The organism is Actinomyces israelii, assembly GCF_030253495.1.
Classification (GTDB): Bacteria; Actinomycetota; Actinomycetes; order Actinomycetales; family Actinomycetaceae; genus Actinomyces; species Actinomyces israelii.
This window is the reverse complement of record NZ_CP124548.1, coordinates 243,288-267,615: the sequence shown is the minus strand read 5'-3', so window position 1 is coordinate 267,615 and position 24,328 is coordinate 243,288. Positions and strand designations below refer to the sequence as shown.

Below are 24,328 nucleotides of genomic sequence, written 5' to 3'. Positions count from 1 at the left end.
GGCGCCGTCACGGACGAGCACCCCTCCGTGCCGGGGCAGGGCTCCCAGGGCTCCCGCTGCCCCACTGCGCCGGGGCGGGGCTCCCGTGTTCCTGTGACGGACACGGGCCGCTCGAGATCGGCTGATCTCCGCACTCCGCGTCGAGATCGGTTCGAGGCGCCGCCTGGCGCTGCGGCCCCTCAGGTCGGTGTCGACCTCCCGGGGGTCTTGTCTTGAAGCGTCCCGGAGGTCGGGCGGAGGCCCGGCGGCGGGCGTCCGCAAGCCCTCTTGAACCGGTCTCGAGCCGGAGATCTACCGATCTCGGCCAAGAGGGCGGCGGAGGTCGCCGGGGGCGGGGCGCGGCGCCCGGGCACCCGTACGGGGCGCGCCGGAACATGAACGTACCTTTGCAACGTGAACGAACCCCCGTTGACGTCGGGGCCCACCGCCCGCCCGACCCGGCCCTCAGAATCACTCATCGGGCAGGGACCATGCCCTCGTAGTCTCCACGGTGGTGGGCGACGCCGATCAACGAGACGATCGGCCTCAACGGAACGGGCCGGATCGTCTCCGCACCTCTTCTGCCGAGAGCCGGCATTGTCATACGACACCGACTCCATCACAAGTACAACAACTTATACAGGTATTCCGCTCCACAGCCCGGCGGGCGCCATCTAGACTCGCTGCGCCGCAACGCGCACCAGCGACAGGCGAAGGAGGCCAGATGTACTCGCCAGCGGGGACTCACGCAACGGGGCACCGCCTCAGCGCTCGCCGGCGCAGCGGGCGATGTACGAGAGGTGAGGCCGCCACATCACCATGAGGATTCGCCGCCCCGGGCGCAGGCCCGCACGGACGTGCACGCCCACCGCACGGCGCTCATGCCCGGCCGGACGACGCCGACGCGACTCATCAGCACCCATCCCGCCGCCGCGCAATACGGCGGTCATGACCGTATCTGTAACCGTATCTGTCCTATAGCGCCCCTCGGCCGCCCGCCCGAGAGGCCCCCAACCGCCCGAGGAGTCCAGTTGGGAATTGTCATCCGCGACCAGGAGAAGAAGCCGGAGCCCTCCAGCGACTCCGCGAAGGAGCCCAGACGCCCCAGCACGCCGGTAAAGGAGCCCAGACGCCCCGGCATCCCGAAGAGGAAGCCTGAGCCTCCCGGCACCCCGGGGGAGAAGTCTCCCGAGACCCCCGACGACCGCACCTCCCCCGAGTCCTCGCGGCCGAAAGAATCTCGGAGACCTCAGCGAATCAGGAGATCATCAATAAGGCGCAAGAAGCGCAGAGCCAGAAAGCACGTCGTTATAGCCCAGGCCTCGCTCTTCATCCCCTTCGTCCTCGGGGTCCTTCTCACTGTCGACCGCTCCGCGCCCGCCCGCTCGTGCGTCGCGAAGGATCAGTACTCGGCTCTCATGGCCCATCTCGCGCCCGACGACGGCCAGTGGACGATTATCCGCCTCGGAGCGTCCGCCCTCCAGACGGTCGCCCCACTGCTCATCATGTTCGTGGGGTTCATCGCGCTCTGCTGCATCCTCCAGCTGCCCACTTTCGCCTACATAGGACTCAGAAAAGGCAGTCCAGACCGCCTCCTCGTGGAGGCGCTTCGGGCAATGATTGCGCTCGTAACACCAGTATCCCTCGTCCTCGCCTTTCAGCACGCCGACGTCATCCCGGCGCTCCAGGGCTGCGAGCTCCCCGCCCTCACAACCTCGTGGTTCCCCTGGAGCCCCGCCCCGTGGTTCCGCACCGGAATGTCCTGGGTCCTCTTCATTGCCTCCACCCTTCTTCTCACACTCGCTGCATCAATCGTGGCATTCATGTTCTCGGCCCCCGGCCCACTGCTGGTAGGCACAGGAGAGGACTTCGACTAACGATCGCGGCCGGGAAAGGAGGCGACGGGCTCTCACGGCGGCAATACGTCTCAGCCCGACGCCTCCGGGCGCCCAGAGGCCCCCGCTGGGCGCCCAGGGGCGCGACCCCGGCCCGCATCCGCATCCGTCACAGTGGGAGCGCGACGCCGGCCGGCCTTCACGTCCGTCACAGGATGCTGGCATCCTGACCGCCAACACGTCCGCCGTTCAGCCCGCCTCGTCCGCGCCGTCCGCCCTCGAAGGAGCCGCCCATGGTTTCACGAGCTCACCGCTTCCTCTACGGTCGCGAGCTCAATGCCGTGGAGCCCGTGTGGCGTCTGACGGCGAACACGGACGACATCTTCTTCCACGACGCCTACCTCGGCTGCCTCCCGCTGGCGGAGACCATCCGGCACTGGGCGCGGGAGCAGGACCCCGACGTCGTCGCCGTGACCCTCACCGCCCAGGGCGATCTCAGCCCCGACGACGATGCCGCCGCCCTCCTGGACCTGCTCCAGCCCAGAGGCCGGCCGGCCCACCGCTACGATCCCGCCGGCACCCCGGGCTCCGACGACGGCCGCGAGGCTCACACGCCCCAGGCGACTCAGGCGGCCCAGCCGGCCGGCCCACCGCAGGCCCAGCCTGCCGGCCAGGCAGAGCAGACCGAACAGGCCGGCCAGCCCGCCCGGCGTGCTGCGGAGACAGCCCGCTCGCGCGCCGACGGCCAGGGCTACCTCAACCAGCTCGCCCGCCTGGCCGCCGCATTCGGCAACCCGAAGGGCCGCAGCATCATCGCCGTCGTCGAGGGCCTGCCGGAGCAGTGCGAGGAGGCCGGCCCCGAGGCCCTGCGCGACCTCCAGCGGACCATGCGGATGCTGGTCCAGCGCGCCCGGGCGAGCACCGGCCTCCTGCTCGTCCTGCTCGACCCCCGCGACGAGCTCGAGGCCTTCGCCCTGTGGAACAGCCCCGTGAAGGCCCTCGGGCTGCCGACCCCGCGGCCGGAGGAGGTCGAGGCCGCCCTGATACGGGTCTCGTTGCGCCACGATCTGGCCATCCGCCACACCGGGAGCATCGCAGCCCACCTGGCCGCGGGCACCGACCTGCACGGCGCCCTCAGGCGGGCCGCCTCCGCGGCCCGGGACTCCCGGATCATGACCGCGGACGCGTTCCTGAGGCTGCCCGAGCCGGACGCGGACCGGGTGGACGCCGTCTTCCGCGACCTCGACTCGCTCATCGGCCTGAAGGACATCAAGGCCTATATGCACAGCCTGCCCGCCCTCGCCCGGCGCCGCCGGGCCGACCTGCGCGAGCGCGGCACGATCCCGCAGGCCACCATGCACATGGTCTTCAAGGGCCCCGCGGGCACGGGCAAGACCTCGGTCGCCCGCATCGCCGCCCGGCTCTTCCACGCGCTCGGGCTCCTGCCCACCGACAAGGTCGTCGAGATCCCCCTCGGCGAGGTCATGCACGCCGGCGAGACCGGCGCGCGGATGCAGGCCAGGCTCGGCGAGGGCGTCGGCGGCGTCGTCCTCATCGACGAGGCGCACCACCTGATGAGGGACCGGCACTCCCGGGAGGCGATCGACCCCCTGCTGGTCTTCGCCGAGGACCACCGCAGCAACACCGTCATCATCCTCGCCGGCTACTCCGATCAGATCGACCGGCTCATGCGCGCCGACCCGGGCCTGCCGCGCCGCTTCCCCAACGTCCTGTCCTTCCACGACTACACGGTCGAGGAGCTCGGGCGGGTCGTGCGCGCGATGGCGCGGGACGACGGCTTCGCCCTCGACCGGACCGCGGAGGCGCCCCTGGCTCGGCTGCTCGCGGACCGGCGCCTGGACGCGGGCTTCGGCAACGCCGGCGGGGCCCGCAATACCTGGCAGGAGATCCGCCGCGCGCACGACTCCAGGCCGCAGGCCGCCCCCGGCGTCATCGGGGCTGAGGACATCCCGGCGGTCATCAGCACCGACGGCGCCCTGGTCGCGCAGGCGCTGGAGGCGCTCGGGAAGTACACGGGCCTGGACGCCCTGCGCCGCTACCTGGAGTCCCAGCGGGACTACCTCGCGCACTGCCTGCGCACGGGCCGCCCCCGCCCGGCCGCCGACGGGCTGCGCTTCGTCGGGCCGCCCGGCACCGGCAAGACCTCCATCGCGACGACGGTCATCGCGCCCTACCTGTACGGCGTCGGCCTCCTCGACCGCCCGACCGTCACGGCCGCCACGGGCGCCAACCTCCAGGCCGGCTACTCAGGCCAGACCCCGGAGAAGGTCAGGGAGCTCTTCCGGGCGGCCCGCGGCGGCGTGCTCCTCATCGACGAGGCCTACAGCGTCCCGGCCGAGCACGGCTACGGCGCCGAGGTCATCGACACCCTGGTCGCGGAGACCACCCGGCCGGCCAACCGCCGCACGCTGGTCGTCCTGGCCGGCTACAAGGCGGAGATGGATGACTTCCTGACCCGCAATCCGGGCCTGAAGGACAGGTTCCCCCGGGAGATCGTCTTCGAGCCCCTGTCCACCGCCGAGCTGCTGGCGATCATGCGCGGGCGCGCGCAGGCGGAGAGGTACCGCCTGGCCGCCGGCTTCGAGCAGCGCTTCGTCTCACTGGCGCCGATCGCGCGCAGCGTCGCCGGGCCCGGCTTCGGCAACGCGCGGTGGGCGGTCGGCATGTACCGGCAGGCGAAGGAGGCCATGATCTCGCGCACCCGCGCGCATCCCGACGATGACGCGGCCCGCCTGACCGGCGAGGACCTGCTCGCCGCGGTGCACGACGCCGATCCGCGGCTCGCGCGGCTTCTCGACCCGGCCGCCCCGTCCCGCCCTGACGCGGCGCCGCCCCCGCCGTCGGGGGCGATGAGCGCCTCGGAGTGCGAGGAGTGCCTGCGCGACGCGGTCCTGCCGCTCGTGGTCGACCAGGAGGACTGCCAGGCCATGGGGACCGGGTTCCTCGTCGTCGGCTCCGGGCTGGTGGCCACGGCCGCCCACGTCCTCCAGGACGCGACGCGGGTGACCGCCCACATCGGCCCGAAACAGATCAGCGCCGGCGTCGTGGCGGTCGATGAGGAGACGGACACGGCGCTGCTGCGGGTCCCCGCGCAGGCGGTGGCCGGCCGCCGGCCGCTGCCGCTCGGGCACAGCCGGGACGTGCCCGTGAGCAGCGAGCTGTGGGCGGCGGGGTACCACCACTGGCAGCCCGGCGAGGACCCCCACATCGTCCAGGTCCGGGTCAGCCGCAACATGCGGTCGAAGAAGGTCTTCGACGTCGCCGGCGCCGTCGAGCACGGCGCCAGCGGAGGCCCCCTCATCGACCCCTCGCAGGGGGCCGCGGTCGGCCTCGTGCGGGGCGGGGTGGGCAGCACCGTCAAGGTGATGGTGCGCATCGAGCAGGTGCGCAGCCTGCTGGAGCGCGACGGGCGCGACCGCGAGGGCACCGGGGTGCCGGAACAGGACCGGAGTCAATCGGAAGTCAAGGAGGCGGATTCATCGTGGTGAGCATCGGGATCGACATCGGGACGTCGAACACGGTCGTGGCCAAAGTCGACGGCAAGGGGGAGGTCGCAATCCACAAGTTCGAGGACAGCGACCTGCTGCCGTCGGTCATCCACGTCGAGGAGACCGGCGGCAACCTCACCGTGGGCGCGGCGGCCCGCAACTTCTGGGCCGACCCGGACGCGAACCCCGCGGAGACCTTCCGCAGGTGGAAGATGTCCATGGCGAACCAGACGATCCTCGCGACCCAGGACTGGGGGGACGGCCCGAGGCCCATCACCCCCGAGCTGCTGACGACATGGCTCGTGGAGCACGTCATGAAGAGCATCACCGGGGGCCTGGGCGGCGAGGAGGTGGAGTCCGTCGTCGTCACCGTGCCTCACGGCTGGCGCCGCGAGCACGTCGAGAAGTGCCTGGCGACCCGGGAGGCCGCGCGAGCGGCGCGGGCGGGCGGCCGCCCCCTGGAGACGAAGGTCCTGGACAGGACGGTCGACGAGCCCGTCGCGGCCGCCGCGTATGCGCTGCACGCCGTCGGCGACGCCTCGGCCTTCACCGGCAAGGACCTGCTGATCGTCGATATCGGCGGCGGGACCACCGACCTGAGCCTGGTGCGGATCAAGTCCCCCAGCGAGCTCGTCGTCGTCGATGCGATCAACAACGACGTCGGCGGCGACTACGCCACCGCGCTCCTGCTCGGCAAGCACCTCGAGGCGATCGCCGCCCAGACCGGGATCGGCGTGCCGAGCACCGCCGAGGCGGTGCTGAGCTCGCTGGAGGGCGAGGAGAACGGCTGGCTCCGCGAGGCCTTCGCCGCGGCGGAGACCGGCTACCTGCACACGCTGTCCGAGGCCTTCAGGATGGCCGAGGGGCGCAACGACCTCGATGACCGGGTGAAGGGCAGCTGGGGGCGTCGCGTCGTCCCGATCAGCTCGACCGTGGGGGACGCCCTCGTGACGACGCCGATGTCGCGCTCGGACTACCTCGCGCGCCTGGGCCCCTTCTTCGAGAGCGCCAAGGAGCTCCTCACCCGCTTCCTGTCCCGGATCGGGGAGCCGGGCCACCTCCCCTACGCGGTCCTCATGACGGGAGGCGGCAGCAGGATCGGCGGCCTGCGCTCCCAGGTGATCGAGCCCGTGATCCGCGAGCTCACCACGCGCTCGGAGGCGCGCAGCATCCTCGACCGCCTCGGCAGGCTCCGGCTCAACGAGTCGAGGCTCTCCACGGCGGTCGCCATGGGCGCCGCGCTCGTCGCCTCGGGAAGAATCACCATTGAGGAGCGCCTCCTGTGGGACGTCGGGCTGGAGGTGACGGTCCCCGAGAGCATGGCGGACAAGCTCGACCTGGACGACTCCCGCCGCTGCATCGCCTCGCCGCTCCTGGTCAAGGGGGCCCGCCTGCCGGCGACGGTCGGCCTGAAGGACCTCGGCTTCGGGACGCTGGACATCGAGGCCAACGACCTGTTCACCCAGCTCATTGTCGTCTTCGACGACATGAGGAGCCCCTACGACCAGACCTGGGAGCGCTCCCTGTCCGGTTCCGGGGACGCGCTCAAGAACGTTGACGTGAGGCTCACCGCGGACACCGAGGGCATGCTCCACTTCACCGTCACCGGGAACAACGGGCGCAGGCTCGTCGAGGTCGACGGCAAGCTCCACCGTCCGCGCCGTCCTCAGGCGGGCGGCATCCTTCTGCGCGACGAGTCGGAGCGGCCCCTCGCCCCAGTAAGAACCCCCCAGCAGATCGCCGAGGCCAGAAAGGCGTCACGATGACTCTTCAGACAATGCTCGCACGACTTGCGCGATCGCAGTCCGAACTGGACTGGGACGAGTGGTACGTCCTGGCGCTTGCCGCGCACGAGGAGCCGGACCAGTGGCGCGGGGCCTGGGAGAGGCTCGACGCGGACGATCGCGAGGCCCTCCTGACCCGTCTCCACAATGACGCCGGCCCGCTCGCCGACCACGTCATCCGCAGCATCCTGCCCAGGGAGCTGACAGAGCTCGACGACCCGACCCTCGAGCTGGCGCACGAGGACGCGGCGGCGGCCACCGCCAGGCAGCTGGAGCGTCTGAAGCGGATCGGGCGGAGGGCGGAGCTCGACACCGGGGAGGCGCGCGCCGCGCTCGAGGCGCATATCGACATCGAGAGTCTCAGGCAGGAGGCGGAGCGGCTCAGGGCCCAGGCCGCGCGCGATCCCGAGCTCGCGGAGCGCAACGCCCTCGAGAAGGAGATCACCCGCCTCAAGGCCCTCATGTCGACCCTGCAGGCGTACGACTGGAAGGCGCGGGAAGCCGAGCAGAGGCGGCTCGCAGGCGACACGGAGGCCCTGAAGGCCAACAAGATGCGTCTCGAGGAGAGCATTCGCGAAGCGCGCCAGGAGCACGAGCACGCCAAGCAGGAGCTCGCCGAGGTCCAGGCGGAGTGGCAGCAGAAGCAGGCCCGCCTGGAGTCCCTCCGGACGCAGGTGACCGAGACTCAGCAGCGCGTCGCCCAGGTTCAGGCCGTCGCCCAGGGCCTGGACAGGCTCATCCACGATCTTCAGTCCGCCCTGGACCAGGCCTCAGCTCAGCTCACGGGCACGGGTCAGGCCCTCACCCAGCTGGGCGCGGCGCCGCCGCTCGCGGACAGGAGGGGCCCCGCACTCATGGGCCGCCTCCGGGTCGGTAGGGACTGAGAGACGCCATGCCACTGACCGACTTCCTCTCCGACCTCGCCGGCTCCTCCGGCCCGATCCCCTGGATCGGATGGCTGCCCCTCGTCGTCGAGGCGCAGGACCCCGAGTCATGGGCGCGCGCCTGGGCGGCCCTCGACGAGGACTCGCAGAATCTCGTCATCCGCCGCCTCTACGAGGACAGCAGCGTCTACGCGGACGTGCTGCGCCGGCTCGCCGTCGCCGGCACGGAGGCCCTGCCCGCCCGCGACGCGATCCGGGAGACCCTTCTCGACGACGCCGCCGGCTCGGCCGGACGCAATGCGGACCTGCTCCGCGACCTTCAGCGGCATCTCGCCGATCTCGGCATCGTCCTGGACACGGCCCGGGTCACCGAGCTGGAGCTGGGGGCGAAGATCGCCGAGCTCGAGAAGAGGAAGGCGGAGCTCCTGGCGGACGACCTCGACGGCGCGTACTCCGAGCTGGTCGCCCTGCAGGAGAAGGAGACCCGCCTCCAGCACGAGGCCGACGCGGTCAGCGGCGTCGACCTGTCCGCGGAGCGCGCCCGCCTGGAGCAGCTGCAGGAGAGCATCGACGCTGTGCAGGAGGAGCAGCAGACGCTTCTCGCCTCTGTCAAGGACCGGGAGGCCGCGCTCGCGACGGCCAGGCACGCCGTCTCCGACCTCGACGCCGAGCGCACGCGCCTGGAGCACCGGGCCGAGGAGGCCGCGGCTGAGCGGGACCGCGCCCGGGGCGAGATCGACGCGCTGGAGGAGCGCGTCCGCCGGACGAAGGAGGAGACCCGGGCGCTGGAGGAGCACCGCGAGCAGGTGCGGCAGCGCCTGGAGGAGGCGGAGGCCCTGTTCGGCGAGCTGAGCCGGCTCAGCTCGGTACCGGCGTCGGCCGAGGCGGAGCGCCTGCTGCGCGACATCCGCGCCCTCGCCCGGGACCTGCCCGACGACGAGGCGGACAAGAAGTTCCGCCGGGTCCCGCCCGGGGAGCCGGGGCGATGAGCGGAGGACTTCCGCCGAGATCGGTCGTATTCCGCACCGAGATCGGTTCAGGGCGCCCGCCTAAAACGCGAGAAACGTGAACGTACCTCTTCAGCGTCAACGTACCTTTCTTGCATCCTACTGATCTCTACTCTCAGCAGGATGCGAGAAGGATACGTTCATGCGACGAGGTTCCGTTGACGTTAGGGCAGGTCCCCACCCACCCGCGAGTCACGGCCCCTCGGAACGCGGGAGGATGATCTCACCGCGAACCCGGGCGACCGTGTTCACGACTGAGGCGCCCAGACGACCCAGGAGAATCATGTCGATCTGGGTCAGGGAGGCCGCCACGGGGAAGTAGTCCTCCGCCGCCACCCCGCCGGAGGTCATGACATGAGGCAGAGCGTACTTCTAGATGCCCTTCCAGTCGACTTTTACGCACTCCTGGGCCCCATCCGCCCCATGCCAGTACAATCGGGCCACGTCGTCCACTGCTCGCCACCAGACCCGGCCATCTTTCCCTTCCTCTCATTCCCGCCCATCCGACGCACCCGGCAGCCCAAGCCATACCTTTCTCTCATTCTTCTGGGGTCTGCTCTCGGAAGGATGGGAGAAGGATGTGTTCGTGTGACGGGGCTCTGCTGATGGTGGGGCCTATCTCCTGTTGTCGGTCTGGGGTTACTCGTGCGGGTCGGTGATCGTGGGGGGTGTCCCGCCTCCGGGGGTCCCTCGCGGTCGTGGGGCTCTGGTTTGAACGCGGGGGCTCTGTCCGGCGGGCGGGGAGGCTCGAAGGGGGCTCGGGGGGTGGGGGGCTGGGCGGGGTGGGTGTGAGATCCTGGTCCTATGAGGACATTGAGTGGTCGCGGAGGTGTTGTCACCTGGGCTCCCGTCGGGTGGGTGCCTGGTGACCCGGGTTTCGATGAGGCGCCTTTCGGGTCTGTGCTCGGTGATCCTCTTATGGGTTCGCCGTTGTTCGATGTCGCGGTGCTCGATGATCCCTTTGAGCATCGGCTGGAGGACCGGAAGAGTGCGCGTGGGGGCCGAGCGGCATCGGCCGAGGGCGCCCAGTCCGATCCGGCTGCGGTGCTGCGTGCGCAGGCTGAAGAGCGGGTGCAGGTCGTGCGGCGCGGAGTCCCGCGGGGTCGGCGGGCGGCTCCGCGGTCTTCGGGGTACGGGCGCGCCCCTGGGGTAGGGCTGGGCGCTGCTGCGAGCGGGCGGCGCTCTCGGGGCGCGCGGCAGCCTGTGAGACCTGTGCGGCAGTCCGCGCCCGTGACCGCGCCCGCGCCGGTGCCGCAGTCGTCCTACGGCCGACGGCCGGGGCCGCCCGGCGGGTACGGCGGCGGATACGGCGGCCGCCCTGGTCAACCGATGGGCTACGGCGGCGGGCCCGGAGGCCCGATGGGCTACGGCGGCGCACCGGGAGCGCCTGGACAGCCGGCCGGTTCCGGCCTGCCGGGCCGGCGGGTCGGTTCCGGCCGGGTGGCGCCTGTGGGCGCCGACCCGTACGCGCTTCCTGGGGTCGACGGCCGCCCCGGTCGGGCTCGTCCTTCTCAGTCTGTCGGACACGGCCGGAACAAGGGGGTCGGCCCCTACGTCGGGTGGATCATCTTCTTCCTGTTCCTCGTTATCTGGCACATCGTCAGGTGAGGCCCAGTGGGCCCGGAGACAGAGAATGATGCTCTTCAGCCCCGGCACTCCGGTGAGAAGGGCCTGACAGGGGAGCCGAAGACGGGGGAGGCCCGTTCGGCGGGGCCGTGGTCGCGCGGCAGGACGCTGCTGGTGCTGAAGCGGATTCTGTGGTGGGCCGGTCTGGTGCTGCTGCTCCCCGGCCCGGCAGCGCTCTATAACGAAGATGCGATTTACGGTTTCTTTGCGTCTCTTCCGCCGCGGCTCGATACGTCGACGGGGGATGTGGATCGTTTTCTATTGATGTTGACGCTCACCGAGGAGCGTATTCTGGCTGCGCTTGTCGCAGGCTTTGTGTGCTGGGCGCTCTGTGCGGTCCTCGGCTTCGTCGTCTTTCTGCGCGAGTCTGACCGTCCGGCGCCGCGGCGCAGCGTGTGGCGCGTTGTGAGGCGGCTGACTATTGTGATCGTATCGACTGTCTTCCTTCTGGCCGGCGCCTTGGTCGGACTGCTGTGCAACATCGGGATAGATCTGTACTACAACCCGATACCCTGACGACCTGCAGCACGGGACCCGGCTCTTTGGCCGGTATTAAACGAAATGGTATTTGGACTGCCGGGCGTGTCTCGGACAGCCCTGAAAGACCGCTTTCAGGGCTGTCCGAGACACGCCCGGCAGTCCAGTCCCGCAGCAGCCGCCCCAGAATGCCATTTTGTTTAATTCCGGTCATGGCACTATTCCTCCAGGCACGGCACCAGTCAGGCGTCCCGCCGGACTCCTTGAACCGATCTCGACGCTCAGCCGAGCCAGAGCACGAGCGCCAGCACCAGCAAGACCGCATTGAGCACCAGGCTCGCGCCCAGCGCCGAGGAGCTCTGCACGCACTCCAGGCAGTGCCGCCAGCAGGGCGGGTCATCCGCCGTCGACGATACTCGCGGCTGCGCCGCGGCGCGCGGGGCCGGGCGCCGCGCGGGCGGCGCGCTGCCCGCACAGGGCCGGGGCAGCGGCAGCGCGCGCTCGAAGGCCAGCAGGGCCGCCGCCGTCTCGGCGCAGACCACCCGGGACCAACCGGTCACGAGGAGATCCGCAATGGCCCGCCGCAGCTCCATTGGAACCGGGCTTCCGGCCGGCCCGCCCCCACAATCCTGGGCCGCGGGCGCCGCAGGGCCGCCCCCGGGCGCCGAGTCGTCGATCAGGGACAGGACCTCGACCACCCGGGAGGGCGGGGCGTCCGCGGGCAGGACGCCCCGGAGGAGCTGCTGCCACGTCACGCCCCCGGCCGGCCCCTGCCACAGCCCGCACAGCAGCGGCCCGAGCGACTCCGGCACCTGCCGCACCGCCCTCATCAGGGTCTCGGCGCCGTCCGGGGCCGACCGCGCGTAGGCGACGACCTCGGCGGCCCGTGCCGGCTCCCGCTCGAGGTCGTCCAGGACCCTCTCCTGCCACTGGGGAAGCGCCTCGCCGTAGGCCCGCGGGTCGGCTCCGAGCGACTTGATCCAGGCGACGGCGCGCGGCCCCCAGCGGGAGCCCGGCGTCCCCCTGGCCGCGGTCGCGGCCAGGACGTCCGTCACCAGGGAGGTGCTCCGGGCGAGATCCGCAGCCTCACGGGGCGCCGGGCGCCCGGCCCCGACCAGCTCGGCCTGCCAACTCACGAGGTCGGGGTACAGCGCGCCCTCCCCCGCGGCGACCCGCCAGGCAGAGGCGCGCACGGCGTCGTCGGAATGCGTGAGCAGGTCGCGCAGGCAGCCGCGCCGCAGGTGCAGCAGGCGCGAGGCGGCCGCGTCGTTCCAGCGCTCGGACACGGACGGCGGCACCTCGGCGCCGTCGACGACGGCGCCGAGCTCGTCATCGCTCAGCGGACGCAGCCGCTCCAGGACCGCCTCCCACGTCGTCGCGGCCCGCCCCCAGTCGGCGGCGGTGGGGGCGCCGTCGAGCTGCGCCTCGAAGAGCCCGCAGGCCCTCTGCCGCGCGGAATCCGCCTCGGGGCGCGCGGTGAGCACGAGCCCCGCGTACCAGACCAGACCCCTGGGCACCTCCGACAGCGGGACCGACGGCGCGAGCAGCCGCGCCGCGCCCATGGCGGAGTCGTGCTCGCGCGGATGGCGCTGCGCGAGCACGGGGGGCCACGGGCAGGTGACCACCTTGCTCCCCGGGTTGCGGTCGGGACGCGGGTAGGCGGTCGACCACTGGACCAGCCGGGCCATGGCCTCGGGCACGGCGCCCATGAGCGCGACGAGGGCCCGCTCGTCCTCCGCCCCGGGCAGGTCGAGCACGGTGTGGCGGCGCGTCTCGTCCATGCTCAGGACGGTGGCGAGCTCCTGCGCCAGCGCACTCCCGTCCGCCTCGGGGCCCGCCTGGGGCAGCGGTCGGCCCGGGGCCGCGGCATTGAGCGACGACGGCGACAGCAGCGGGCCGCTGTCGAGCGCACCGAGCACGTGGTGCGCGGCCCCGGTCAGGGACAGGCCCTCGGGCGCGAGCACGACCTGGATGGTGCCCGCGGAGCCGTACTCGCCGCCCGACCCGATGACGATGACCGCCCAGCGGCCGGTGCCCCGGTCGTGGACGAAGGTCACCGAGCGCAGGGCCCTCGGCGAGGTGGACATGTCGACGCTCAGCTGGGTGAAGCCGCTGGAGCACCTGGACAGGGCCTGGCGCTCCGCGCCGGTCGCCTCGCTGGTGTACTCGGGGTCCTCCCTGAAGCCGCCCCCCAGGGCGGAGTTGTCCCTGTCCGTGCGCATCACCCAGCCCATCAGTGCCCTCCGTGTCCCAGGAACGGGGCCAGGATGTGCCGGAACACCTGGAGGCACCCGGCGTCGTCGTCCCTCCGGTCCCTCATCTTCCGGCCGTCCCTGTCCACGCGCGTCCACGCGCTCGCCAGGGCGAAGCGCACCTCGCGCTGGCCGAGGAGCTGCTCGAGGTCGTTGCGCCGCACCATGGTCGACAGGATCGCGCTGACGACGACGGCGCTCATGACGTCGCGCATCTGCAGCCGCTGCGCCCCCAGCCCGCTGTACCACGTGTCGCCGCTCGTCGGCACCGTGAGCGCGCCTGCGAAGGACGCCCCGGGCACCACCCGGGTCCCCGACCGGTCCTGCGGCCCGGTCGAGCCCATCGGGGCGGTCGCGAGCTCGTCCTCGAGGGGAACCTCGACGGCGGCCCCGGAGTGGGCCAGCGCCCAGAACCTGTCGGGGTCGGAGAACTGCGACAGCAGTCGTGCCACGGCCTCCATCTGGCGCGCGACGCCGGACCGCACGACCGCCGTCAGGAAGTCCCAGGTGGCCGGGTCGGAGCTGCGCACGGTCCAGGACCTCTCGCACCCCAGGAGCGCGGTGCGGGCGCACTCCCGGAAGTCCTCGTGGTCCTCTGCGGGAACGAGCTGCGCCCACCGGCCGAGCGGGTCGTCGCTCTCGGGGGTCCTGGCGAGGAGGGCCCGGATCGCGTCGCACTTGGTGAGCACGATTGTCGCGCCGACCGACTCCTCCTCGTCCATCGTGTCGGTCATGACCGCGATCATGTCCTCGGTGGCGTCGCGCGCGAGGCGGCCGCGCGCCTCCAGGTCCCTCCACCGGCCCTGAGCGTCATCCGGGGCGCCGACGGCCCGCAGGGACAGATCGAGCGCGGGGGAGTCCTTGAGCGAGTCGAGGCACCAGTCGGCGGCGAGCGGGTCGATGACGGCGAGGTAGTGCGCGGACTGGCGCAGCTGAACGACGTCGGCCTGCGAGCCCACGTAGTGCTCGTCGCCCGGGCTCGTCCACGCATCGGTCGCCTCGCCCGGCAGGTCCACGAAGGCGACGTCGAAGCCGCTCTTCCTCTCGCCCTCCCGGTTGTCGTTGCTGTACTCGACGCGGACCGGCCGCAGGTAGGGCGGACGCCCCCAGCCCCAGTCGCCGACCCGGGCGTCCACGTCCTCGGCCGACAGGGCCCGCCCCTCCGGCGTCGCCCGGATGGCGTCCCGGAGGACCTTCTCGAAGCCGGCCAGGACGTCGCCGGTCCCTCCGCGCCCCGGAAGGCGCTGCAGCCCCGTCTCGATCGTCGTCCTCATGTCCTCGCCCGAGGCCGCCCGGGTCGCGCCGATCGACTCCCGGTCCGAGGCCCCGGCGGGGCTGTACTTCTGCACCGGTCGGGCGAACCTCGCATTGCGCACGAGGTCGTCTCCCCCGCCCGCATCGCTGCGGATCGGCGCCTGGATGCGCAGCAGCGTCTCCCGCAGCTGGGACTTCCCGCCGCCGACGGGCCCGAGGAGGCACACCTTGATGCGATCGTCCCCGCTGCCTCCGGGGGAGTCCATGCTCTCGCGGACGTGGCCGTGGGAGCACACGTCATAGGAGCGGGTCGGCGCGACACTCGAATCGGCCCCGGGAGACTCCCAGAAGTTCTCGGGGTGGCCCACCTCGAATATGCGGATCGACTGCTGGCCCATTCCGAATCCCTCGCGCTCCTCGATTCTCAACCAGGCGCGCGGCGAGCTGCACAAGTCGCAGTGGGGGACCTCGCACCTACTCTCGCGCTGAAGCGGAGAGGGCTCATCGGGAAAAAGCGAACGGGTCATGACACGCTCCAAAAGATGAGAAACAGTACAATGACGGCGAGGGCGCCCCCGCACACGGCTGTCACCCGGGAGGAGACGCGGGCGGCGTCGGCCTGCGCCCGGCCGCGCACGTCGGCGTCGTGCTGCCTCATGTGCGCCCGGAGCTCGAGGACGTACTGGTCGTTCCGCAGGCTGCGGCGCTCGACGTCGGTCATGCTGAACGGCGCCGCGGCGGACGCGCAGGCCTCCGCCCGCGCACTGAGCCAGCCCCGGCCGCGAATCCTGCCCAGGACGTGGCACACGAGGTTGTCCAGATAGGCCTCCCGGGCGGTCTCCAGGCTCTTGCGGGCCACCGCCTTCCCGATCTCGGCCTCCCAGTCCGCGGACCTCCTCCCGGTGATGCTCGCGTCGATGAGCCTGCTGTACTCGTCGGGCTCGGGAATCGGGGGGAGCCGAGCGGGATCGCCCGGCCCGGCCCCCGGAATCAGCCCCGGAACCGGGCAGGGCCGCCCGAAGCCGTCCGCCTCGGCTCCCGGCAGCAGCGCCGTGCGATGCTGACCATCAGCGACCGCCCCGGGTCCCGGCGGCGACGCCGTGCGGCCCCGGCCGGGAGCAGCCGGGTCGGGTCCCGGCACCCGGGGAACCGGGCCGCCGCGGCCCGGCCCGCCCGCAGGACCGGGGGGCGGGCCGTCAGGACCGGCGCGCCCGCCCCACGAGCCGAGATCGAGAACGCCGTCGCCGACGCTCAGGACCACGCCGCCGCCGAAGCTGTGGATGCCCCGGAGCTCCTTCATCATCGCCTCCGCCGACCGGGCCCTTCTCGCCGGGTCGAGCGTGAGCGCCCGCCGGAGGAAGCCGTTGATGGCGCCCACCTCGCCGCTGCGGGCCGCCGGGCCCGCAAGTCCGGGCACCTCGACCGCGGTCCCGTCGGCTCCGACGACGAACTGGGCGACGCCCCGGCCGAACGGGCGCGCACCGCACAGCATCTCGTACAGGACGATCGCCGCGGCGAACAGGTCGGACCTGACCGTGACATCCCCCGGGCTCAGAAGCTGCTCCGGCGACGCATAGGGGAGCGTGGCTCTCAACGGGGCCGCGAAGGCCTTGGTCGCCGTGGACGCGATGCCGAGGTCGATGATCACCGCCTTCTCGTCGTGCGTCCCGGGGCTGGTCACAATAATGTTCTCGGGCTTGACGTCGCGGTGGATGACCCCGTGATTCGCCTTGTCCCTGGGAACCCTGTGGAGAACATCGAGACCGTTGAGGATGCTGTAGGCGAGCCGGAGCGCACGATCGGCCTCAAGGCCGTCGGGAGCCCGATCAAGAACCCCCCTCAGCGAGTCTCCGCTCACATAGCGGGTGACAATGCACGCCCCGCCGCCGCTCAGGGTCACCTCCACCGGCTGGGCGACATTGGCGTCCCACCAGTTGTCCACGGCCTGACGCAGGAAGGCGTACTCGTCCTGCGCCATCTTGAGGTCGGCGGAGGGCATCACCTTGATCACCACGCGGTCGCCCTGGGCGAGCCCGGCACCGGGCACGCCCGCCACCGCGACGGCCCGGTGGACGTGCGAGCCGCTCCCGGCATTCTGGCCGATCAGGCCCTCGATCCAGTACCGCCCTCCCAGGACGTATGTTCCCGGGGCGAAGGACTCGTGCGGGCCGCCAGAAGGCTGAGGACGCGCCGCAGGCTCATTCATTCCGATCTCCTTTCGAGTCGAGGAACCGCTTCGACATCAGCACGTCAGACACGCGCCGCGGGCGCCGGCACCGCCAGGTAACGGTCCAGCGACTCGCGGAGGACATCACTGCGCCGGGCCTCGTCGGCGAAGAAGTCGAGGCGCGCCATGAGCGCCATCATGGAGCCGCATCTGGCCCGCAGGACCCGCGCCCCGGAGCCGCTCTCGGCCAGGACGATGGCGCCGAGGAGGGAGGCCCAGGCCTCATCCGCCTTCACCGGGCCCTCGATCCTGTGCCCGTGCCCGGCGACGAGAACGAGGCACGCGCCGATAATGAAGAGGCAGCGGGCGAGCCTCACCTGCTCGCCGGAGAAGACCGCCGCAGCCGGCTCGAGCTCGAAGCGGGCGCTGCGCGCCATGGCGATGGTCCTGCCCAGGACGTCCCGGTCGAGGTCAGCGCCGAGATCCCCGGCCTGAGCCAGCCGGAAGGACCGCTCGGTCACCTCCAGCAGCATCTCCGCCGTCGTCGTCGAGCCCCTCCCGGCCGGCTCGGGCCGGGGATAGCGCTCGGCGATGACCCCGCGCAGGTCCTCGACCCTGCTGCTGCACGCGGCGCGGTAGGGGGCGGCGGCAGGAACCGCGTCCACGAGCCCGAGCGCGGTCCGCGCTGCCGCGCAGGCCTCAATGGGCATGTTGAGAGCGCTGCAGGTGGTCGACAATCCGTAGCGGCATGCGGCCCCGGCGAGCTCAGCCCCTGCGATCCCGGCCCACAGGGGCTGCGCCATGGCGTAGAGGAGGAGGGCATCGCGGTGCCGTCCGGCCTCGGTCTGCGCCAGGGCGGCCTGTGCGAGGCGCCCCGCCTCCTCGAACCGGGCGCGATCGCCCTCGGGGACGACCAAGCCGGCCTCGCGCCTCCGTGCGGCGTCGGCCCGGTCCATCTCCGTGTACGGCAACGGCCTGAGGTCGCGGATCGCGTCGAGGGGGCCCGTCCCGCTGCGCACCGTCGCGAGTGGCGCCCGCCGCGGGGCCCTTCTCGACGACGGCGCCGCGGGCGCGTGCTGGGTCGGGGCGGGCGCGTGCTGGGTCGGGGCGGGCGCGTGCTGGGTCGGGGCGGGCGGAGGACTTGGGCACGCCGGCGTCCGCCCGACCAGCTCGGAGAGCCTCCGGCACTCCTCGGCCCTGCCGTGCTCGCCCGCCTCGGCGAACAGGGAGCGGGCCTCCTCGGCGTACTGGCCGGCCTCCTGCGCCCTCCCCTCGGCCTGGAGCTGAGTCGCCGCCCGCAGGATGAGCCCCGCCCGCCACGCCGTCCGGTCACTCCGGTGTCGTCCTGCGAAGAGCCTCCACCCGGCGTGCCCCGGGTCGGGCTCCTCGTCGTCGTAGAGCGGGATCGCCCGGATGAGGCAGGCGATGCCCCGCCCCCTGAAGTCCGTCGGCTCCTGCCGCAGGTCGTGGAGGTCCGCCAGGGTGATCCAGCACTCCGCCTCCGCCTCCAGGATCGAGTCCGCCGCGTCGAGGGCGTCGCTGGCCAGGCGCATGCACTCGCGGAGCACGGCCTCCGAGTCACGGCCCGCGGATCGGAGCTCCTCGGCGGACTCCCGCACCAATGCCGCCGCGCGGTGCAGCACGTCGGAGTCTCGGCGGCCGGCCACCTCCTCCAGGCGCATTGCCAGTGACAGGGCGTTCTCGACGGCGACCGGCGCACCCCGCCGCCTACCGGAGTCGGCCGCCGGGAACACGGTGCTCGTCATGGGAGTCCTCGCTGGGGAGGGGTGAACGGGGTCGCATCGCTTCGTCGGCCGATCTGTCTCCGTCGTCTGGGGTGTTACGTCATGGTTGACGGACACGCCCGGGACCGAGAACAGCCGGCGGCCCGGGGGCCGCCGCCGCCACAGGTCCTGAGCCTGACGCTGCAGCCGGCGCATGGCCCGCCCGGGGGCCAGGCCGCCCGGCGTCCAGCCCGGGCCGGCCGGCGTCCAGGAGCGGCCGGCGGCCCAGCGCTACAGGCCGGTGCAGTCGCCCATCGGAGGGAACGGGTCGGGGGTGATCCAGATCAGGCGGCCCCTGCCATTGCTCTCCTCGACCCCCGCCCAGCGCCCGTCCACGGGCCACAGACGGGCGAAGGTCATCAGGCCCTCATCGGTGATCATGTTCATCCCGCCCTGGAATGAGCGCGAGACCGCGCACTCTGTTGCGCTCTCCCCCGTCCCGCTCTCCCAGGGGAGCTCCTGCCCGAGAGAGAACCCGACCGACTCCAGATGCCTTAGCGGACTGCGCTCCACTGCCTTCATGGCCGACTTCTTGAGCACTGTCACCCTGTCGGGGCGTACTACAAGGTGGGTGCCCTCATGAATATCGAACGGCAGGGGCGCCCTCTTGGCGCTGTCGAGGTTCAGGGCGAGCAGCGTGAACGGCATGTCGCCGGGATCGATTCGCTCGCGGTTCGGGAGCCGGGAGCCTCGCTTTCGCGCCCATGCCAGCAGCTGACTCTTAGCACCTGTGCGCTCGCCGCCTGCGAACAGCGAGTCTCGCACTCGTGTCGCTGCCAGCAGCTGGCACCTGCGGCCCGGCCCGGTTGTCATAACAATCCGGTCCGGGTCCGACAGGTCCACCTCCACCTCGTCCGAATGAGGCGGGGCGTCGTCGTCATCGAATGCGCCCCTCTCCATCCACTGCCCCGTCCCGTCCTTCTGAATAATGGACGCGTGCGCCCCGTCACCGCCGTGCGCGCCCGCGATCTTGATAATCAGATCGATCCGGGGCTCCTCAGCCAGTACCAGCACATCTCCTCCGTTCCGCCGCGCTCAGCGGCATCAACTGATTCGTCCGCTCAACGGCGAGAAGGGGGCGGACGTGATGCAGATGAGGTGGCCCGCCTCTCCCGCAGCCCCTCTCTCCACGCCCAGCCAGCAGTCCTCCGCGGGCCAAAGAGTGGCGTCCTTAATGGCGCCTCCTTTTTCGAAGGCCAGCACGCTCATCGCACAGTCGAGAGAACGCTCCACATACCACTTCGCCACCTTCTTCGCTCTTCCGCTCCCCCAGAACAGCTCACTTCCCTCGAAGAAGGACCCCTCGTTGTTCTGCCGCCTCTCAAAGTCCCCGAGCACCGTCGCCCCTTCCGAACGGATCACGAGACAGGTGCCGTCACGATTCTCAACCGGCAGGGGAATCCTCTCGGCACCTTTCAGAGCGATCACCGCATAGGGGCGCTCACCGAGGCTGCTCACCTCAACGCCGGCGAACAGCGAGCCCCGTTTCCGCATCGCGGTCAGGTGGTACTCCCGGTCCATTCTGAGCACAATGGAGATCCGGTCCGGCTCCGACAGGTCCACCTCGACCGGATGGGGCGCACCGCCGAGCGCATCGCCCTCCACCCACCGCCCCGCCTCATCCCTCCGCAGCGCGAAGGCGTGCGCCCCGTCGCCGCCGCACGCTCCCGTGATCCTGACAATGAGATCGATCCGGGGCTCCTCAGCCAGTACCAGCACACGTCCTCCGCTCCACAGTCCCGTCAAGAGTAACCCGCACCGCCCCACGGGGTGCGAGCTCCGAGGTGCCACATCACCGGGGAGCCGGTCCCCACCGCACCGCCCCATGGGGTGCGACCTCCGGGCGAGGCGTCCAGGCGCCGGCCCGCGGCCGCCGCATCGAGACCGGGGCGTCAAGCGCGCCCACTCGCCCGACGACGAGAACGGATCGGGCATCATCCAAATGAGGCGTCACCCGCCGTTCTCCTCCTTCTCGACCCCCAACCAGCGATCACCCGCAGGTCGAGGACGAACTACTAGCGCGACTGGAAAGCGCCGTAAAAGGCCTCTTATCGAGCACCCGGGACTATCTATTCCGGAGGCGCGGGGCGGACTGGGCAGACAGTGGGCCCCAACACCAACGGAGGTTCGTCACGTGAACGCGTCTTTCTCCCACCCTTCTGAGGCCTACCCCCAGAAGGACGGGAGAAAGGCACGTTCACGTCGCAGAGGTACGTTCACGTTCCGGCCTGTTCCCGCCCGCTCCACGCGGTCACCAGGGCGGCGGGCCCGCCCGCAGCCCCGGAGCCCGTCCCGGCCGCCACCCCGACTGACGGGCACGGGCGCCTACGACCGCAGGGGCGTGCCGACGACGGCCGCGACCTCGGCCGCCCAGGGCATGCTCAGGTCCAGGCCCGACGGGATCCGCCTGGGGACCGGACGATCCCACGGCGACCCCTCGGGGTCCGCACCCCCCTGCCGCCGCACCGCCCCCGCCCGACGGCGCGCCCACGCCGCCGCCTCGCGCTGAGCCGCCCGCATCCGCTCGCGCGCCGCCCCCCGCAGCGGCCCGCGCCCGCCCGGCGCGCTCACCACGTCAACGGTGTCCACGACCCGCGCCTCGTCGGCCGACACGGCGGCCCACCCCGTCAGACGCGTCCCGGTCTCATCGGGCGCGAGCTCGACCAGCACGGGCAGCCCTGCCGGGATCGGGACGCGGGCCAGAGCCCTGACCCCCTCGGTGTCGCGCACGAGCCGCTCGGCCAGGGGCGCGGAGACCTCGAGCCTGAGCCGGCCGTCGTCGGCGGGAGCGACGAACCACCGTACGGCGCCGTCCCCGGTGTCGAGGAGCCCGTGCAGGTTCTGCGACCAGTCCAGGGTGTCGACGCCGTGGCGCACGGGCGCACCGCCGCCCCACTCGCCCTCGGGCCCGGCAGCGGCGCGCGGCGCGCCCCCATCCCGGGCGGGACCGCGCGCCGTCGAGGCGTAGTAGGACTCGCTCACGGGCCGGGGCAGCCCGCCGAGGTCGTCGTACAGGGCCCACAGCGCCCCGATGTCGTCGGCCCCGGTCCCGCTATCGGCCCCGGCCCCGACACCCTCGCCGTCGTCGTCCTCGATCCGCGCAATGAGCCAGGCCAGCGCGCGCCGCAGCAGAATATGCAGCCTGCGCGCCAGGACGTCCGGCGCGCCGTGGTCGCGCAGCTGCTCGGCGGCCCCGCGGATCCGGTCCCGGTGGGGGCCGTAGACCAGCAGCTCCATGACGTCGGTGCCGAAGCAGGCGGGCACCGGCTCGGCCTGCATGAGGGCGCCCAGCTCCAGGTCAAGGAGGAAGGGGTCGGGCGCGGGCACGGGCCGGGCGGCGGGGGTCGGCCAGTAGCGGCGCATCCACAGCCCCTGGGCGATGCGCAGGAGGGTCCAGGCGGCCGGGGACGGGCGGGTGAACCAGGTGGTGCGCACGGTGCGCGCCGGGCCGTCGGCGCCCCCGGCCGACCCGGCCAGCAGCTCGTGGGCGGCGCGGGCGACGTCGGGCCCGTAGACCAGGCCGACCCACTGGGGAACCTCCGCGGCCAGGACGCGGGCGCTCATGCAGCCCGCCGCGGCCGGGTCCGCGATCCCCGGGTCGCAGACGAGCTCGCCGCCGTCCACGGGCAGGGCGGGCCGCACCAGGTCCCCGCCGCCCCCGCTGCCCGCACCGCCCTCATCGGGCCCGCGCCCGCCGGGGGCGATGACCAGGCCGTCGTCGGCCAGGCGGAGGCGGACGACGTCCAGCCCGGAGGGGGTCCCGGGCCCGCGGCGTTCCGACTCGGGGCTCATTGCTCGGCTCCTTCCCCCGCGCCGCCGGCATCCCCGGCGCCGTCGGCACCATCCGCGCCGTCGGCTCTCTCAAGCACGGCGACGACGGCGCTCACCGTCAGCTCCGCACCGGCCGCCCTCATCACGCCCTCACGCCGCCAGCGCCGAAGCATCTCCCCGATCCCCCTGCGCGCGGCGGCCAGCGCCCCGCGGTCCTCCTCCGCCGGCTCATCGACGTCACGGCAGCGCCGCAGCGCCACCAGGTAGGCGCCGAGGGCCCGCCTTCCCAGGCCGCTGTGCTGCTCGGCGGGCGAGTACAGGCCCCGCATGAGCGCGTCCGCGGCGTCGCCGGCCACGGCGGGCCCGCCGACCCGCTCGCCGTCCCGCCTCTGGCGCTCCACGAGGAAGCGGGCGGCGTCGCGCATCCAGCGGGCGAGGTCGCGGGAGAAGCTCGTCAGGTCCTGCCCGCCCGGGTCGCCGACGTACTCGCGCCGGTGCAGCCTCCGCCAGGCGGTGCGGCCGATCTCGCCCAGGAGCCGCGTCTCCACCCGGTGGCCGGCGTCCGGCTGCCCGCGCAGGTCGACCAGGCTGTCCACACCCACCACCCGGCCCCTCCAGCGGGCGTCGTAGAGCACGGACTCCGACGACGCCGTCGCGACCATCCGCTCGACCCGGCCGTGGGCGGCGATCAGCCAGTCGACGAGGGTGCGCCGCTCCGGCCGGCCGATCGCCCCGCGTCGCCGCCAGCCCAGCCGCTGCGCCTCCTCGACGACGACGGCCGCCAGGAGCAGAACCAGCCGGTCATCGGGGCGCCCCAGGCCCATCCAGTGGGCGCACCTGGCGGCCTCGCCGCGCAGGTCGTCGGGCAGGCCGGTAGTGCGGTAGTCCTCGGGAAGCCGCCTCAGGGCGGAGGCGACCCGCTCCTCGAAGCTCCAGTCCAGGGGCGCGCGGCTCTCGCTCTTCCCGCGCAGGCGCACCGGTGCGCTCATCGACGAGGCCTCCGCGTCCCGCGTGAGCCCGAGCGCGCCGGTCCGGTCCCGCAGGAGCCTGTCCGCCGGCTCGTCCGCTCCGCCGGCGCTCGCCCGCATGGCCCGCCACCGCTCGGTCATCTCGGGCAGATCCGTCTCCCGGCCGGCCACGTCCATAGCCTGGAAGGGGAGGCCCACGAGCTCGCGCAGCTGACGGCCCAGCGCACGGGCGGCAGCCGCCCGGGGCCCGACGACGCCGTCGCAGGCGGGCCGCCAGGACCGGCGCAGACGGTCGGCGAGATCTGCGGCGATCTCCGGCTCATCGAGCAGACGGCGGGCCATGTCGAGGGTGGGCCGCACGCTCTCCCGTTCCAGGATCTCCTCCAGGAGGGTGCCGGCCTCCTCGCGGGTCGAGGGAAGGGACTGCCCGGCGGCGAGTCCCTTTCTCGCCCTTGCGACGAACTTCCGGTTCCGCCACTGCCTGGACCGGTCCGAGAAGCACTCCCTCCACAGCCAGCTCCTGCCGGCGGCCTCGTCCAGGGCCTCGACCAGGCGCAGCGCGGCGACGATCCTGGGCGCGCCGAGGGCGATCCCCTCCTCCAGCCTTCTGGCCTCGTCATGGTTGAGGCTGCGGTAGCCGGACTTGTTGAGCAGCGCGGAGGGATCCGGGAACTCCCCTGCGAGGAGCAGCGGAAGCAGCTGCTTGCGGAGCACCGCGACCGGCACGCCCTCGCCTCTCGCCGGGCGGCCGCTGCGGCCCGGCCGCTGCGTCCACCTGTCGACGAGCTCGGGATCATGCGCGCGCACCCGCTCCCAGCCGCTCCTGAGGGGCCTCTCCGCGCTGACCACACCTACCTCCGGGCACTCCGACGAACTGAGTGACATGGTATGGCATCGCATCGGGACACAGCCCGCGCCGCGGCCCGTCCGCCCCGGTTGTGGGCGGCCCGAGCGAGCCGTCGTCCAGGTGCCCGGGCGCCCTGTTGCCCGGGGGCGCGGGCGCCCTGTTGCCCGGCGGCCCGCCCGCTCCG

Annotated in this window: 15 protein-coding genes; 6 read left to right on the top strand and 9 right to left on the bottom strand. The window is 72.4% G+C overall.

Annotated features, from left to right (window positions below; all coding sequences use genetic code 11):
• Positions 1-1,010: 1,010 nt before the first annotated feature.
• The 5 genes from AIF0345_RS01040 (at position 1,011) to AIF0345_RS01020 (ending at position 8,980) form a co-directional block, all read left to right on the top strand.
• The gene (locus AIF0345_RS01040; protein WP_268918304.1) at positions 1,011-1,856 is read left to right on the top strand and encodes a hypothetical protein; all 846 of its coding nucleotides are present in this window, start codon (positions 1,011-1,013) and stop codon (positions 1,854-1,856) included.
• Positions 1,857-2,107: 251 nt separating this feature from the next.
• A complete protein-coding gene (locus tag AIF0345_RS01035; RefSeq protein WP_285296877.1) occupies positions 2,108-5,323 on the top strand; it encodes an AAA family ATPase in 3,216 nt (1,071 codons plus the stop codon).
• Positions 5,317-7,089 carry an Hsp70 family protein gene (locus AIF0345_RS01030; protein WP_043562569.1) on the top strand — a complete coding sequence of 591 codons (1,773 nt, stop codon included), beginning with the start codon at positions 5,317-5,319 and terminating at the stop codon, positions 7,087-7,089. The genes AIF0345_RS01035 and AIF0345_RS01030 overlap by 7 nt, the downstream gene beginning before the upstream one ends.
• Complete coding sequence (locus AIF0345_RS01025; protein ID WP_285296876.1) at positions 7,086-7,991, top strand: hypothetical protein; 906 nt, start codon at positions 7,086-7,088, stop codon at positions 7,989-7,991. Before AIF0345_RS01030 ends, AIF0345_RS01025 begins: the two co-directional genes overlap by 4 nt.
• An 8-nt stretch (positions 7,992-7,999) precedes the next feature.
• Positions 8,000-8,980, top strand: coding sequence for a hypothetical protein (locus AIF0345_RS01020; protein ID WP_285296875.1), 981 nt, complete (start codon positions 8,000-8,002; stop codon positions 8,978-8,980).
• 210 nt (positions 8,981-9,190) lie between these two features.
• On the opposite strand, the gene AIF0345_RS01015 is transcribed toward AIF0345_RS01020, so the two are convergent.
• Complete coding sequence (locus AIF0345_RS01015; protein ID WP_268918300.1) at positions 9,191-9,349, bottom strand: hypothetical protein; 159 nt, start codon at positions 9,347-9,349, stop codon at positions 9,191-9,193.
• 1,263 nt (positions 9,350-10,612) lie between these two features.
• On the opposite strand from AIF0345_RS01015, the gene AIF0345_RS01010 reads away from it, so the two are divergent.
• Positions 10,613-11,140: a hypothetical protein gene (locus AIF0345_RS01010; protein WP_285296874.1), complete on the top strand. Its 528-nt coding sequence runs from the start codon at positions 10,613-10,615 to the stop codon at positions 11,138-11,140.
• Positions 11,141-11,382: 242 nt separating this feature from the next.
• On the opposite strand, the gene AIF0345_RS01005 is transcribed toward AIF0345_RS01010, so the two are convergent.
• The 8 genes from AIF0345_RS01005 to AIF0345_RS00970 form a co-directional block, all read right to left on the bottom strand.
• Entirely contained in the window at positions 11,383-13,335 is a 1,953-nt protein-coding gene (locus AIF0345_RS01005) for a hypothetical protein (RefSeq protein ID WP_285296873.1), read from the bottom strand.
• A complete protein-coding gene (locus tag AIF0345_RS01000) occupies positions 13,335-15,134 on the bottom strand; it encodes a hypothetical protein (protein WP_285296872.1) in 1,800 nt (599 codons plus the stop codon). Before AIF0345_RS01000 ends, AIF0345_RS01005 begins: the two co-directional genes overlap by 1 nt.
• Positions 15,131-16,813: a serine/threonine-protein kinase gene (locus AIF0345_RS00995; RefSeq protein ID WP_268918296.1), complete on the bottom strand. Its 1,683-nt coding sequence runs from the start codon at positions 16,811-16,813 to the stop codon at positions 15,131-15,133. Before AIF0345_RS00995 ends, AIF0345_RS01000 begins: the two co-directional genes overlap by 4 nt.
• Before the next feature lie 44 nt (positions 16,814-16,857).
• Complete coding sequence (locus AIF0345_RS00990; protein WP_285296871.1) at positions 16,858-18,540, bottom strand: hypothetical protein; 1,683 nt, start codon at positions 18,538-18,540, stop codon at positions 16,858-16,860.
• 249 nt (positions 18,541-18,789) lie between these two features.
• Entirely contained in the window at positions 18,790-19,572 is a 783-nt protein-coding gene (locus AIF0345_RS00985; protein WP_043562583.1) for a hypothetical protein, read from the bottom strand.
• A 30-nt stretch (positions 19,573-19,602) separates the two neighbouring features.
• Positions 19,603-20,277 carry a hypothetical protein gene (locus AIF0345_RS00980; RefSeq protein WP_285296870.1) on the bottom strand — a complete coding sequence of 225 codons (675 nt, stop codon included), beginning with the start codon at positions 20,275-20,277 and terminating at the stop codon, positions 19,603-19,605.
• A 606-nt stretch (positions 20,278-20,883) separates the two neighbouring features.
• Positions 20,884-22,350 (bottom strand): hypothetical protein, encoded by a 1,467-nt coding sequence (locus tag AIF0345_RS00975; protein WP_285296869.1) that lies wholly within the window; start codon positions 22,348-22,350, stop codon positions 20,884-20,886.
• Complete coding sequence (locus AIF0345_RS00970) at positions 22,347-24,182, bottom strand: hypothetical protein (protein WP_285296868.1); 1,836 nt, start codon at positions 24,180-24,182, stop codon at positions 22,347-22,349. Before AIF0345_RS00970 ends, AIF0345_RS00975 begins: the two co-directional genes overlap by 4 nt.
• Positions 24,183-24,328 lie beyond the last annotated feature (146 nt).

Excerpts from the sequence above, each read along its gene's own strand:
- AIF0345_RS01035 (WP_285296877.1), top strand. The coding sequence starts at position 2,108 with ATGGTTTCACGAGCTCACCGCTTCCTCTACGGTCGCGAGCTCAATGCC.
- AIF0345_RS01025 (WP_285296876.1), top strand. The coding sequence starts at position 7,086 with ATGACTCTTCAGACAATGCTCGCACGACTTGCGCGATCGCAGTCCGAA.
- AIF0345_RS01020 (WP_285296875.1), top strand. The coding sequence starts at position 8,000 with ATGCCACTGACCGACTTCCTCTCCGACCTCGCCGGCTCCTCCGGCCCG.
- AIF0345_RS01015 (WP_268918300.1), bottom strand. The coding sequence starts at position 9,349 with ATGACCTCCGGCGGGGTGGCGGCGGAGGACTACTTCCCCGTGGCGGCC.
- AIF0345_RS01005 (WP_285296873.1), bottom strand. The coding sequence starts at position 13,335 with ATGGGCTGGGTGATGCGCACGGACAGGGACAACTCCGCCCTGGGGGGC.
- AIF0345_RS01000 (WP_285296872.1), bottom strand. The coding sequence starts at position 15,134 with ATGACCCGTTCGCTTTTTCCCGATGAGCCCTCTCCGCTTCAGCGCGAG.
- AIF0345_RS00995 (WP_268918296.1), bottom strand. The coding sequence starts at position 16,813 with ATGAATGAGCCTGCGGCGCGTCCTCAGCCTTCTGGCGGCCCGCACGAG.
- AIF0345_RS00990 (WP_285296871.1), bottom strand. The coding sequence starts at position 18,540 with ATGACGAGCACCGTGTTCCCGGCGGCCGACTCCGGTAGGCGGCGGGGT.
- AIF0345_RS00975 (WP_285296869.1), bottom strand. The coding sequence starts at position 22,350 with ATGAGCCCCGAGTCGGAACGCCGCGGGCCCGGGACCCCCTCCGGGCTG.
- AIF0345_RS00970 (WP_285296868.1), bottom strand. The coding sequence starts at position 24,182 with ATGTCACTCAGTTCGTCGGAGTGCCCGGAGGTAGGTGTGGTCAGCGCG.